The organism is Mesorhizobium sp. M0293 (genome assembly GCF_040321735.1).
Taxonomy (GTDB): Bacteria; Pseudomonadota; Alphaproteobacteria; order Rhizobiales; family Rhizobiaceae; genus Mesorhizobium.
This window is the reverse complement of sequence record NZ_JAMYSA010000149.1, coordinates 1-12518: the sequence shown is the minus strand read 5'-3', so window position 1 is coordinate 12518 and position 12518 is coordinate 1. Positions and strand designations below refer to the sequence as shown.

The window sequence follows — 12518 nt, the reverse complement described above, 5'->3', positions numbered from 1 at the left end:
AGAAGACCGGCGCGGTCTCGATCGAGACGCGGCTCTTCATCTCCTCGCTGCCGCCCGACCCCGTCCGCCTCGCCGCCGCCGTGCGCGCCCACTGGAGCGTGGAGAACAATCTGCACGGACAATTATCGGAGTTGTGATTGTCGCTGGGGCATTGTGACGGGCCGGCGTCGGCCGCGGATCTGCGGCGAGTAATTGTCGTCAGCATGTCAATGACCACTGAATCGGGACCCTGGTTTTTCGCGCAAAAGGGACCTCGGTTTAGGGGTCTTGAGAGGCACGCCGGTTAGCGCCCGATCAGGCGAAGCTGGTCGGGGTTGCACAGCCTGATCGGGTGCGGCTGATTGGCTCTTCGACTTTAGCTTTGAGAGCGGTTTTTGAAGCGCCAGGAATCGTTTCGGTTTCGACGATCTCGCAATGATGGGTGAGCCGGTCGAGTAGCGCGGTGGTCATCTTTGCATCGCCGAAGACGCTCGGCCATTCCCCGAAGGCGAGATTGGTGGTGATGATGACGCTGGTGCGTTCGTAAAGCTTCGAGACCAGATGGAAGAGCAACTGCCCGCCGGCCTGGGCGAAGGGAAGATAGCCGAGTTCATCGAAGACGACGAAGTCGAGCCGGGTAAGATGATCGGCAATGCGGCCCTGCCGGCCGGCACGGGTCTCGGTCTCGAGCCTGTTGACGAGGTCGACGACGTTGAAGAAGCGCCCGCGTGCGCCGTTGCGGATGAGAGAACGGGCAATGGCGATTGCCAGATGCGACTTTCCCGTGCCTGTCCCGCCGACCAGAACGATGTTGCGCTGATCGGCGACGAAAGCGCCGCCGGCGACCGCGGATCAGGGGTTCGTTGACCGGCGTGTTGACGAAGTCGAAATCCTCGATGTCCTTGGCCAGCGGCAGCTTGGCGACGGTGAGCTGGTATTTGATGGAGCGGGCCTGCTTCTCCGATATCTCGGCCTGCAACAGATCGCCGACGATCCTGGGCGGCTCGTGCTGGCGCTTGATGGCGACGCCTATGATCTCGTCATAGGCCGAGCGCATCCCGTAGAGCTTCAACGTTCCCATCGGGTCCAGTACTTCGGCGCGTTCCATGGCTGTTTGTCCTCCTGAGACTGTCATAACGGGCGCAGTCGGCGATCGGCTCGTGAGCCAGCTTCAGCGCTTGGGGAATGGAAAGGATCGCGTCCGGCGCCGGATCGCGGCTGCGGGCCAGGATGTTGAGGATCACCGCCGCGGATGAGACACTATGGTCGAGCGCTTCCTGGCAGGCCGCCTCGACCGCGCTTATTCCGTCGGTCAGCACGCAGGTGAGGATCGACACCATCTGCCGGTCGCCGTCATCGGCCAGCTTCAGCTTGCGGCGCACCTTCTCCATGGCCGAGGGCAAGACCCATTCCCGGAACGGCGCGCCGTTGCGCAATCCGCCCGGCTTGCGGGCCAGCACCGGCACGTAGTGCCAGGGATCGTAGATGACTTCGCCACGGCCGAACGAGCGGGCATGCTCGCCCACGACCGCACCGTCCTGACGGATGATGATCCGGTCGGCGTAGGCATGGATCTCGACGGGCCGACCGACAGCGCTCGACAGAACCGAGTATTTGTTGTTGTCGAAGCGCACCGTACACGTCTTCGACAGCGACGCGGGAATGCAATGGAAGCCGTCAAAGCGCCCGGCCTCCCACACCGTGCGCTCGCCCTGCTCGGGATGCCGGTGTGCCTTGGCGTAGCTGACGCATTTGTCGGCCAGCCATCGCGGGCGATCGATTCCGTTTCACCGAGGATCGGATCCACCGAAACAAGGATGGCGCAATCTTCCGGATTTCGCCCCGCATTGTCGACGCGATCCTTCATCTCGGAATAAAAATCCTGCATGTCGGCCAACGAATGCTGAAGGGTGAATACGAGCTCTGCATAACGAGCGGCAAAATCGCGCCCGCGCGGCGAGGATCCGGCCTGCATGATGACCGGGTGTCGCTGAGCGCTCGGCGGGACGGTGAAGATGCCCCTTCCGCCGACAAATCTGCCAGCGATCTCGGTGCGGCGTAACTTAGCCTTGTCTATGAAGTCGCCGCTTTCCTTGTCTAGGACAAGCGCGCCGTCGTTCCAACCGGTCCACATGTCGAGACAGATTTTGAGGACCTCCTCGGCGCGGTCATAGCGCTCATTGCGCGGGGGGAGAGTATCCTTCCCGAAGTTCTGCGCCTCTAGGTCGCCTACGGACGTTACGATGTTCCATGCGATCCGCCCGCCGCTTAGCAGATCGAGCGTGGCAAGCATGCGTGCTATCGCGTAGGGTTCCTGAAAGCTAGTCGATATTGTCACTCCGAGCCCAATGTGCGACGTAGCCCGCGCCATCATCGCGACTAGCGGGACAGGATCAAGAAGCGACATCTGCCCGCCCCGCGCCACGATGGTTTCGTTGTGGAAGCAAAGGATATCGGCAAAAAAAAAGCCGTCAAATCTGCCAACCTCGAGCGTTCGCGCCAGTGTTTCCCAGAATGTCGGGTCGAAAAACCTATTCTCCGTTTCCGGATGACGCCACATGGCATGGTGATGGTAAGTCGGTCCCGCCATAAGGAATGCTACGAACTTCATCTGACGCGACATTACGGGCTCCTTCAATTACTATTATTGCTCGCGATTAGGTGAGTACTAAAAAACATTCGTGCGCGATACTACCAGTTCCGGTAGGCGCTTGGGTCGAAATTGACAGTTGAAATAGTGGACCCACGGGCAGAATATCGTCTAGAAAGACGGCGAAAGCTCATAGCGAATGGCTTCCGGCGCGAATTGCGCGTCCTGACACCGACGCCTCGCTTTGTCTTTAGGTCGGCGAGAAAGGCGCTGATGAAAGGCCAGGGATGTCCCAAACCCGACCTGATCGGCCAGCGTCGAGGTCGAAAGCTCGATGCCCTAGAATTTGAACCTTTTGCTCTGTCGGTTGAGCGGGCTGTGCATTCCTAACTTGTCGAAGAGGATCGTCGCCAGCAGACGAGGCGCGATGAAGCCGCGCGGGGTGGCATGGAACGGCGCTGGCGGCTGGCTGATCGCCTCGCAGTCGCGGCAGGTAAATTTCTCCCGCACCGTCTCGATCACTTTGAACCGGCGCGGGAACTCCTCCAGCACCTCGGTAACGTCCACGCTCAGTTTCGACAGGCGCGCGCCACCGCGCATGCACAGGTGGTCGCAGGATCAATGATAACAGGTTCTCGCTCGATTGAGGTGTTACAGGCTGAACGCGATGTCGCCGTCGCCGAGCGCGATACCATCGTCGCTGAGAGGGATATTGCGGTGGCGGAAGCCGCCAATGCGCAGGCCATATTGTCGGACAGCGAGGCGACCAGCTCTTCGAGCTGCAATTCCATCTGGTCGATCAGTCGCGCCGTGCGCTCGGATCTCTGGCCGCGCAGTTCGCGCTTCAGCTTCTCGATCGCCAGTTCCAGGCGGGCGATCAGGGCCGCTCGGAAAGCAGCGCCAGATAAGCACTCGCAAGGTCCGCGGGAAGATCGGCAGGCTTCGAAAGCATGAAGCCATCCGATCAGATCACGCTTTCGATAGCGTCCTCGAGGATGTCAAGGCCTTGGCTAAGCTGATCCTCCCCAATGACAAGAGGTGGCAGACATTTAACGACCTCGTCATAGGGACCAGCGGTCTCGACAATGAGGCCCCTTTGGAAAGCGATCCTGACGACCTCACCGGCAACTTCGCCGGACTTCAGATCGATGCCTTGCATCATACCACGACCTTTAACTGACACTTGGCCTGGGTCACATTTCTGCACGATCTGCTCAAGGCGGCTTTTCAGCAGATTGCCTTTCTCCCTGACAGACGCTGCCAAGCTGTCTGTCCGCCAGAAGTGCTCTAGGGCTGCCCGGGCGGTGACGAAAGCATGGCAATTACCGCGGAACGTCCCGTTGTGCTCTCCCGGTTCCCACTTGTCGAGTTTTCGATCAATAAGGACGAGGGCCATAGGCAGGCCATACCCCGATATCGATTTGGCCATTGTGACGATGTCCGGACGGAGCCCCGCTCCTTCGAAGCTGAAGAATGCATCGGTCCGGCCAACACCCGCCTGAATGTCATCTACGATCAGGAGAGCTCCGTGTGTGCGCGCAATGGCTGCTACTTTGCGCAGCCATGCCGTCCCGGCGACATTGAGGCCGCCTTCCCCCTGAACTGTCTCGACAATCACCGCCGCCGGGGCGTCCACACCGCTGGAGGGATCCGAGAGCAGGTGATCAAGGTAATCGGCGGTGTCTACAGCGGATCCAAGATAGCCGTCATAGGGTAGCCGCGTGACGCCGCCGAGCAGATGGCCGGCGGCAGCGCGGTGGTATCGGTTGCCGGTGCAGGAGAGAGCGCCAAGGCTCACCCCATGAAAGCCGTTGGTGAAGGCAATGATGTTGGACCGACCCGTGATCTTGCGCGCTAGCTTGAGGGCAGCCTCGACCGCGTTCACGCCGGTCGGACCCGGAAACTGGACGACGTAGTCTAATTGTCGCGGCCTAAGGATCGTCTCGTGGAATTCCCGCAGAAAAGACTCTTTGGCTTCGTTATACAAATCTAGGCCGTGGGTAATCCCGTCACTCGCTATGTAGTCTGCGAGCGCGGACTTCAGCTCAGGGGGGTTATGCCCATAGTTTAGACTTGAACAACCCATTAGAAAGTCGAGATAGGCAGTCCCATCTCGCGCAAACAGCTGAGCCCCTCGTGCCTTGGCGAAAACTACGGGAAAGCTACGGGCGTAGCTGCGCACTTCGGACTCGAGATGGTTGAAAATCGCGAATTCCTCCTCGCGATCTGATGCACTTTGGACAATCATCGTTGCTTCCTCATTTGAACATTGATTTGGCAGTCTCACCGGAACGGTTGCGGGTCTAAGGGAGCGTTCGATAGGGCCGATTGCTAGCATGTACTCGCTATCATGCCGCCCCCTTAAAATTGGTTTGGCGATCAAACCGGAGAGCTTGCCGGATTGGCGCGCTTAGCTCCCGAGCCACACCTGCGAAGAACAGGACATCCAGTTACTGAGCGTCACCGGGCCTTGATCTGTGTCACGCTCTCGCTAGATGGCCTGTTCAGGGCTGACATGATCAGCCCCTTGCCGAGCCCTCGGTTGCGTACTTCAGGATGCACAGCAATCTGCCAAACGAAGAGCGTGGATGGGTCGCTTGGCCGCCGGTAGGCCGACAACCAGCCAACCACCGCCCCGCACGCTTAGCCAGAACGCAGGTGTCGGCGAAATCAGTGCTGAGCAGGAGCTTGCGGTAAAGTGGGTTGCGGTCAAGTTGGGGACAGAGCGCGATGAGATCCCATACATCGGCTGCATGAATCTCCGTCGGCTTTCGGAATGTCACTCGAGGCAACTGGACGTTGCGGGGCGACGAGAAGCTCTGGTTATCACTGACCATTCGAATCCTCCAGGCGAACACCAGTGCCGTCTCGCGTCGCGCTTCACGACGAGGAGTTTTCAAAAGCCATGCCAATTGCGCCGAGGGAGCCTTAGAAACATTTTTCTAAGTTTTGTTCAATGACTTGACCCGGAGTGCAGCAGGCAGCCAGGCCGAAAACAATGTGTCGCGGATTCGACAAACACGACAGTAAGTGTCAGGAATGGCGACGGGGTGTAACGACGGACTGGTAGCGGATCATCTTGCGATCGGCGCCGACGACGGGGCAGGCCGCCGCTCCGACAACAAGATTGCGCCCTTTGTCGACTATCTGCGTGATGCGTCGCCGGTTATCTCGATCTCACAGCCGTTCGCCTGACGCGCGACATTCGCGAACGGGGTTATGAAGGCGCCTACACCGCTGTGAAGCGCTTCGTGGCCGCGATCCGGCCGCAGGATCAGGTTCGTCCCTCGAGGTGCAGTTCGAGACGCCGGCCGGAACCAGGCGCAGGTCGACTTCGCGGGACGCATCGTCTGGCTGTTCGCGCTGGTGCTTGGCCACTCGCGCTACATCTTCGCCCGCCACGTCTTGTACCAGGACCTGCAGACGCTGCTGGACACCTCGAAAAACCTGGCAATCGAGAACGCATTTTGATTCACTTCGCCTGGTGATTTGCACGGAGGCGTTGGATGCGAGGACAGGCTGGGTTCTGGGATATTGACGAGCGCTGTGTCCGGCTGAGCGAGGCCGGCGATCCACTGGAGAAGCTGAACGCGGTGGTGCCTTGGGAGGTTTTCCGGAAACCGCTGGCCAAGGCGCTGAAGCGCACCGATGGCGCCAAGGGCGGCCGGCCGCCCTTTGATGCGGTGATGATGTTCAAGGTCCTGGTTCTGCAGGCGCTCTACAGTCTCTCGGACGATCAGGCGGAGTTCCAGATCCAGGACCGGCTTTCCTTCATGCGCTTCCTCGGGTTGGGGCTCGGCGACAAGGTTCCCGACGCCAAGACGATCTGGTTGTTTAGGGCCTCACGCAGGCCCGGGCGGTGGAGAAGCTGTTCGCCCGTTTTGAAGCACCTCACCAAGGCCGGTTATCTGCCCCGCAGGTCACTTCAAATTCCCCCGGTTAGGGTCAGTCAAACTCCCCCACCCGCAAGACAGGACAGAGGTGGATTTGTTAGTTTGACTTTGTTTCCCGGGCAAGGGCTTCAGCGGCTTCTTTGAGACGATAGCTGCGTCCATCGAACTTAAGCAGATGGCAATGATCCATCAGCCGATCGAGTATCGTCGTGCTCATGGTGTTGTCTTGCAGATACGCCCCCCAGTCCTGCACCACCCGATTGGAGGTGACGATGACGCGGCGGCGCAGTTTGTAGCGCTGATGGATCAGGGTCTGCAGCCACGCGCCGGCGTCGTCGGGGATGGCGCGTGCGAGGAACAGATCGTCGAGCACGAGGAGATCGCAGTCGATGATTGTTCGCATCCGGACCTCGCGTTGCGCGGGGGCGTTCAGAGCGTGGCGGTGGAAGAAGTCATCGGTCTCGAGATACTGGACCTTGTGGCTGTGCAGGATCGCCTGATAGCCAATCGCCTTGGCGATATGGGATTTCCCGGTGCCCGGCTTGCCGACGAGCATCGCGTTCTCGCCGGTGGCAATGAACGCCAGGGTGTGGAGCTGGAAGCAAGTTTGACGCGGCAATTTGGGATTGAAGGACCAGTCGAATTCGGCGAGCGTCAGTTTTTCATCGAGCCCGGATTGCTGGTATCGCCGCACGATAAGGCGGGATTGGCGACGATCCGGTTCATCCTGCAGGATCAAGGAGAAGGTCTCGAGGAAGGGTTGGTTTGCGCCCTGCGCCTGCAGCACGCGCGTCTGCAGCGTGTCGCGGACGCCCCACAGGCGCAGCTGTCGCAGGCAGCGTTCAATTTCGGGTATGGTCATCATGGGGCTAGGTCTCCAGTTTGAGGTGAGAAGGGGTAGCGGGAGCGCTCGTGGCGTCGAAGCTGGTCGGGGTAGCGCAGGCGCCACGAGCGCGGGATGGAGAGGCGCGATCGTCGTCAGCCCCGGCATGCCGGCCATTGTTGCCGGCATCGTGTCGCACAGCACGGCTAAAGAGGTCGCCATATTCGGCGGGGGCGCGGATCAGTGGATGATCCTGGGTTGCGAATTTCAGAGGATCGTGGGCACCCATTTCAGAGGAACGTGGGCAGTGATTTCACGCGATCGTGGGCACCCTTAGAGCAAGGGTGAAGGGATCCTGACCGACAATCTGACTGGACTATGGACACACTCGTTTTGACACGAGGAATCCAGATGCCGACCGAGAGATTGTCGATGCGCCGCATACGCGAACTATTGCGACTGAAGTACGAGAGCGGGCTTAGCAGCCGGCTGATTGCCAAGGCGTTGGGGATCAGCAAAGGGGCCGTGGGAATTTACCTTCACCGGGCCAATGCGGCCAACCTAACCTGGCCGTTGCCCGAGTCGAGACCGACACGAGCCTGGAACGATTGCTGTTTCCGGGGCAGGTCTATGTCAAGACCGACCGCGGCCCCGAGTGATAATTGTCGCTGGCCAGTTGCCAGACAACACACCCGGTGATACCCAAATCACACCACTCGGCGCTGCCCTCCACCGGCCATCATAATCGCCGCCGACCGGTCTCCCTAATCGTCGCGCTACACGGACATGAGCTACCATGGCCACCTGGCGCGCCGCGTGAGGCAGATTAACTTGGCTATTACAGCTCTTGGTCAGATTTTGCCACAGACCCCACCAGCCATGGTGGGTGCGAGCATCTGTGCCAACTGCTATCATGCAGAGCACGCAGATCCCGTAGATCAAACCAGGATGGGTATCCAGCAGCCGCTCCTGAATTAATCATGCCGGATCGTGACACAGCCTGGCGAGATTGGAGAATACCGATGATCACTTATCAAACCGAACGTTTGATCCTCACCTCCATACGACCCGACCACGAAGCGGAATTGTTCAAGCTGCACAACGATCCGCTGGTACAGAAGGTGATCTATAGGAATGTGCCGCAGACCACCGAGGATGTGCAAAAGTGGCTCGATTGGCTATCGGCTCAGTGGCGCCAGAACGGCTTCGGCGACTGGATGATCTACGAGAAGGTCAATGATGGTCCGATTTTCATCGGTCGCTGTGGCCTGCGCGACTACGAGGGTACCAATAATCTAGAATTTGCTTATGCATTTTTCCAAAATAGGATAGGACGAGGTCTGGGTCCTGAGGCCGCGCGCTTTACGATTACACACGCCTTACAAAACTCGACCAAAGAAAAGGTTATAGGATTCATTGAGCAAGGCAATACGCGAGCAGAGAACGTAGCAAAGAAGCTTGGACTGCGCTATATTGACGACCGCTTATACGACGGCCACCTATGCCAGTACTATGAAATGACCCGAGATGACTATTTTTCTCAGCCCCATCATTTCGCAGGGTAGCCTGGTGCTGTTGCCAAGCCCGTCGAGAATGCGTTGCCGTCGGGCCGGGACCTGTCCTCGCAATCGACGGTGTGCCGGCTGGAGAACATGCCTGGCGTGCGCGAGCTGGTCGCCATGGGGCGGGCGATGGGCGACCTTTATTGCGCCTCGTTCCGACGGGTGCCGAAGCGGATCGTACTCGACATTGACGACACCTTCGACGCCGTGCACGGAGGCCAACAGCTCCGCCTGTTCAATGCCCATCACGACGAATCGGCTTCCAGCCGATTGTTGTGTTCGATGGCGACGGCCAGTTCGTCGGTGCGGTCCTGCGAACGGCGAAGCGGCCGAGCGGGGCTGAGATCCGCCCCCGCCTGCGCCGCCTGGTGCGGGCGATCAGGAGCAACTGGCCGAAGACCCGGATCCTGATCCCGGCCGACCGATTGCAACAGGTCGGCTGGATCAGGATCGCTGGTCATAACTGCTGACGTATATCCGGCTTCCTGATGCGGCTGGACAACGTCTTCGCCGCGAACCCGATGGATTTTCGCGCGCTTCCAACTCATCGGCCCTTAGAGCACGTCCAGTGATCGATGAATCGATTGTGTGGGGGTGTCCAGCGCGATCCGCTGGATTGCGCGGGCGAAGATCGGCGAACTGGCGCCCCGCCCGCAGGGCCGCCGCCGCGCCTCCAGCCTCGATGCGCATGAAGCCTTCATCGTCGGGCTGATCTAGGAGCGCAAGGACATCACGCTGAACGAGATAGTGGAGCGGCTCGTCGCCGAGCAGTCGGTGCGCATCAGCCGCAGTGCCTTGGGGCGGACCGACCCGTATGAGCGTCGAGGGCCCTGTAATGGGGCCGGAGCAAAGGGGTCGGATCAGGTGATCGTATTGTTTGGAACAACTGGAAACAGGATGACTTCGATAGGTACGACAGACAAGCCGTTTCGAATTGAGAAACGTCGAGTGTACGAAGCTTACAAAGCGGTCAAAGCCAACCATGGCGCAGCCGATGCGCGCCGTCTCCATTCCGAAGAAGAATGGAGGCGAAAGGTTTTGGGTGTGCCCACGGTCAGCGATCGGATCGCGCAGATGGTGATCAAGCAGATGGTTGAGCCGGATCTGGACTCCAACTTTCTTCCGGACTCCTACGGTAATAGGCCGGGAAAATCGGCTCTGGATGCCGTCGGCGTGACGCGTCAGCGGTGCTGGAAGTATGATTGGGTCCTGGAATTCGACATCAAAGGACTGTTTGATAATCTTCCGCACGATCTCTTGCTGAAGGCGGTCAGGAAGAGCGCCGCGCGGCGAGCGCTGCCGGGCCAGCGTGCCGCATGGCCACTGGAAGACCACGACCTTCACCGGAGCGCTGCGGCTGACGGGCATGACTGCGCCCTTCGTCTACGACGGCGCCATGAACGGCAACGTGTTCTTGGCCTATGTCGAGCAGGTGCTGGTCCCGACATTGTCGGAGGGCGACGTAGTCGTCATGGACATGTGTGGACGCCCCCGTTGGTGCAAGAAGAATCTTTTCGAAGAGCGCAGAGCGTGGTCGGGTGCTGACATGTGTCCGGCCTCGATGCGGCTGTTACACGCCGCGGGCCCGTATGGGAGTTCGCGGAGCGGGTCCAATTCAACCTGGCGCGCTCAAGGCGCATATCCATGATCTGGTTTTCCCGATCCCGTCTCATTGACCGTAGCGCCATACTCTCCGTTTGACCTTCTCACACTTTGGCAGTCCGCTCCGGAGCGGACTATCCTACCATGGCTGGCGATCGATAGATCCCGCCTTTGGTCATCAATGCCCACACGATGCGCGCTGTCTTGTTGGCTAGGGCGACGATCACCAGCATGGTGGCTTGCGCTCAAGCATCCGCGAGAGCCAAGGATCCCCCGTCGATCCCTTCCGCATAGCCCATCGCACGGTGGCGCTCGCCCCAATGATCAACAGCCGACGCAGGGTTCGCTCGCCCATCCGAGATGTCTCGCCAAGCTTCTGCTTGCCGCCGGTGGAACGTTGTAGCGGGGTGAGCCCCAGCCAAGCTGCGAAGTCCCGCCCTTTTTTGAAGATGGAGGCCGAAGGAGCCAATGCTGCCAGAGCCGTCGCAGTGATCGGTCCTATGCCGGGAATGGTCATCAACCGCTTGGCTTCCGCATCCTCCTTGGCGCGCCGGGCAATCTCGCGATCGAGTACAGTCACCCTCTCATCCAGCGACCGCAGTTGCTCAACGAGCAGAGACAAGATCGGGCGAGCGGCTTCGAGTATAGTGGAATCCGCACCCTCAATCGCAGCGACAAGCTTGGCGACGTGGAAGAGGCCCTGCGCAGCCACAAGTCCAAACTCCGCAAGATGGCCCCGTATCGCATTGATCGTCTGGGTCCGCTGCCGACTACCAGATCGCGAACGCGGAACACCATGGCCGCCGCCTGCTGCTCTTCGCTCTTCGCCGCTACGAACCGCATGGTCGGCCGCTGTGCAGCTTCACTAATCGCGAGGTCGCAGGAATGTGAAGGAACGCGTGAAATCCGCACAATTCTGCCGTTCGTCGAGGGATTTGCTCCGCATTATTTTCCGGCGAACCTCTGCGGTCGTTTGACCAGCAGAGGAGCCATTGATGTCGAAATCCGATTGCGAACTGATTACCGAGCTCAAAGCCGTACTGATCCGCCAACAATACAGCCCGGTGGTGGTAGGAAACTATTGTGCTTATGCGCGCGGGTTCCTCGACCATCTTGCGCGGCGAAATATCCTGGTCACGGATGTGACCGAAGCCCAAGTGGAGCGATATCTGCGCGATTCGGTCGTCCTGTTCCGGCAGCGTCGTGGTCGACGTCCCGGTCCGCGCTGGCACCAGATTCCGTGCGCCGGCATTCACGCGCTGCTTCGGCTTGTGCAGGGGCAGTGGCCACCAGCCCCGAAAGCGACCTGCGCGACCGATGCCTGCGATTTACGATCTGCAACGAATACGAGACCTGGCTTCACGAGGAGCGTGGCCTTGCCCGACCCAGCATCGACGCGTTCTTGTGGGAGCTCGACACTTCCTGGCCTGGCAACTCGAACGATGCGGTGTCGAAGGACTGATGGACCTGAGCATCGGCGACATCGACCGCTATATGAACCTGCGTGCGTTGAAGCTGACGCGCTGCTCGCTGAAATCTGTAGCGGAGCGGCTTCGCTCGTTGTTGCGGTATCTCCATAGGACAGGCCACATTGCGACCGACCAGTCACCACAATCATCGCGCCACTGCTCTACGCCTATGAAGGGGTGCCCTCGATCCTGGGGCGGGGCCAGATCGCCGCGGTGCTGGAAACCGCGAGGACGGACAAGACGCCGGCGGGGCTGCGGGACCATGCGATCTTGCAAATCCTTGCAACCTATGGACTGCGGGCTGGAGAAATCCGCAACCTGCGGATCGAGGACATCGATTGGCGGACCGAAGCCATCCGTGTCCGTCACGGCAAGACGCAATCCTGCTCGTTCCTGCCCCTGATGGATCCGGTGGGCGAGGCCGTGCTCGCTTATCTGCGTTCCGGACGGCCTGCGACCGAGGCCAGGGAAATCTTCATCCGCACGCGCGCGCCCTATCGCAAGCTCGAGAAGCTGGCATGAGCGGCATCTCCAAAAGCCAGGTCAGCCGGCTGTGCGAAGAGATCGACGGCAAGGTCAAAGCGTTCCTTGAAAGACCCA

General features: G+C 59.8%; 5 protein-coding genes and 13 pseudogenes. 9 read left to right on the top strand and 9 right to left on the bottom strand.

The window, feature by feature from the left end; all coding sequences use genetic code 11:
- Positions 1 to 355 precede the first annotated feature (355 nt).
- From istB (NKJ06_RS31605) to NKJ06_RS31580, 6 genes and pseudogenes are all read right to left on the bottom strand, one after another.
- Positions 356 to 1087, bottom strand: a pseudogene (istB, locus tag NKJ06_RS31605) (IS21-like element helper ATPase IstB).
- Positions 1020 to 1742, bottom strand: a pseudogene (locus NKJ06_RS31600) (Mu transposase domain-containing protein); the annotation flags it as partial. The pseudogenes NKJ06_RS31600 and istB (NKJ06_RS31605), both read right to left, overlap by 68 nt.
- Positions 1743 to 1798: 56 nt before the next feature.
- A pseudogene (locus NKJ06_RS31595) lies at positions 1799 to 2539 on the bottom strand (NtaA/DmoA family FMN-dependent monooxygenase); the annotation flags it as partial.
- Between the two features lie 372 nt (positions 2540 to 2911).
- A pseudogene (locus NKJ06_RS31590) lies at positions 2912 to 3521 on the bottom strand (transposase domain-containing protein); the annotation flags it as partial.
- 12 nt (positions 3522 to 3533) lie between these two features.
- A complete protein-coding gene (gene ectB, locus NKJ06_RS31585) occupies positions 3534 to 4817 on the bottom strand; it encodes a diaminobutyrate--2-oxoglutarate transaminase (protein ID WP_352811933.1) in 1284 nt (427 codons plus the stop codon).
- A 212-nt stretch (positions 4818 to 5029) separates the two neighbouring features.
- Positions 5030 to 5200, bottom strand: a complete 171-nt coding sequence (locus tag NKJ06_RS31580) for a GNAT family N-acetyltransferase (RefSeq protein ID WP_352811930.1) — start codon at positions 5198 to 5200, stop codon at positions 5030 to 5032.
- Positions 5201 to 5689: 489 nt separating this feature from the next.
- Here NKJ06_RS31580 and NKJ06_RS31575 point away from each other — a divergent pair.
- Together NKJ06_RS31575 and NKJ06_RS31570 are read left to right on the top strand one after the other, a co-directional pair.
- Positions 5690 to 6001: pseudogene (locus NKJ06_RS31575) on the top strand (IS21 family transposase); the annotation flags it as partial.
- A gap of 74 nt (positions 6002 to 6075) precedes the next feature.
- Positions 6076 to 6408 (top strand): annotated as a pseudogene (locus NKJ06_RS31570) (transposase); the annotation flags it as partial.
- A gap of 151 nt (positions 6409 to 6559) precedes the next feature.
- On the opposite strand, the gene istB (NKJ06_RS31565) reads toward NKJ06_RS31570, so the two are convergent.
- Entirely contained in the window at positions 6560 to 7327 is a 768-nt protein-coding gene (gene istB / locus NKJ06_RS31565) for an IS21-like element helper ATPase IstB (RefSeq protein WP_352811928.1), read from the bottom strand.
- Between the two features lie 4 nt (positions 7328 to 7331).
- A pseudogene (locus NKJ06_RS31560) lies at positions 7332 to 7559 on the bottom strand (IS21 family transposase); the annotation flags it as partial.
- Positions 7560 to 7696: 137 nt separating this feature from the next.
- On the opposite strand from NKJ06_RS31560, the pseudogene NKJ06_RS31555 reads away from it, so the two are divergent.
- The 6 genes and pseudogenes from NKJ06_RS31555 to NKJ06_RS35895 all read left to right on the top strand — a co-directional run.
- Positions 7697 to 7905 (top strand): annotated as a pseudogene (locus NKJ06_RS31555) (sigma factor-like helix-turn-helix DNA-binding protein); the annotation flags it as partial.
- A 402-nt stretch (positions 7906 to 8307) separates the two neighbouring features.
- Positions 8308 to 8850, top strand: a complete 543-nt coding sequence (locus NKJ06_RS31550) for a GNAT family N-acetyltransferase (protein WP_352811926.1) — start codon at positions 8308 to 8310, stop codon at positions 8848 to 8850.
- Positions 8851 to 8883: 33 nt separating this feature from the next.
- A pseudogene (locus NKJ06_RS31545) lies at positions 8884 to 9269 on the top strand (transposase); the annotation flags it as partial.
- Between the two features lie 166 nt (positions 9270 to 9435).
- A pseudogene (locus NKJ06_RS31540) lies at positions 9436 to 9648 on the top strand (IS630 family transposase); the annotation flags it as partial.
- Positions 9649 to 9744: 96 nt separating this feature from the next.
- A pseudogene (locus NKJ06_RS31535) lies at positions 9745 to 10125 on the top strand (reverse transcriptase domain-containing protein); the annotation flags it as partial.
- A pseudogene (locus tag NKJ06_RS35895) lies at positions 10112 to 10324 on the top strand (transposase); the annotation flags it as partial. The pseudogenes NKJ06_RS31535 and NKJ06_RS35895, both read left to right, overlap by 14 nt.
- Positions 10325 to 10583: 259 nt before the next feature.
- On the opposite strand, the pseudogene NKJ06_RS31530 reads toward NKJ06_RS35895, so the two are convergent.
- Positions 10584 to 11322 (bottom strand): annotated as a pseudogene (locus NKJ06_RS31530) (IS110 family RNA-guided transposase); the annotation flags it as partial.
- A gap of 773 nt (positions 11323 to 12095) precedes the next feature.
- Between NKJ06_RS31530 and NKJ06_RS31525 the strand changes: the two are divergent.
- Positions 12096 to 12440: a tyrosine-type recombinase/integrase gene (locus NKJ06_RS31525; RefSeq protein WP_352811923.1), complete on the top strand. Its 345-nt coding sequence runs from the start codon at positions 12096 to 12098 to the stop codon at positions 12438 to 12440.
- The last annotated feature ends 78 nt before the right edge of the window (positions 12441 to 12518 follow it).

What these genes read in the sequence shown, in the direction of transcription:
- ectB (WP_352811933.1), bottom strand. Translation starts at nt 4,817, where the DNA reads ATGATTGTCCAAAGTGCATCAGATCGCGAGGAGGAATTCGCGATTTTC.
- istB (WP_352811928.1), bottom strand. Translation starts at nt 7,327, where the DNA reads ATGATGACCATACCCGAAATTGAACGCTGCCTGCGACAGCTGCGCCTG.
- NKJ06_RS31550 (WP_352811926.1), top strand. Translation starts at nt 8,308, where the DNA reads ATGATCACTTATCAAACCGAACGTTTGATCCTCACCTCCATACGACCC.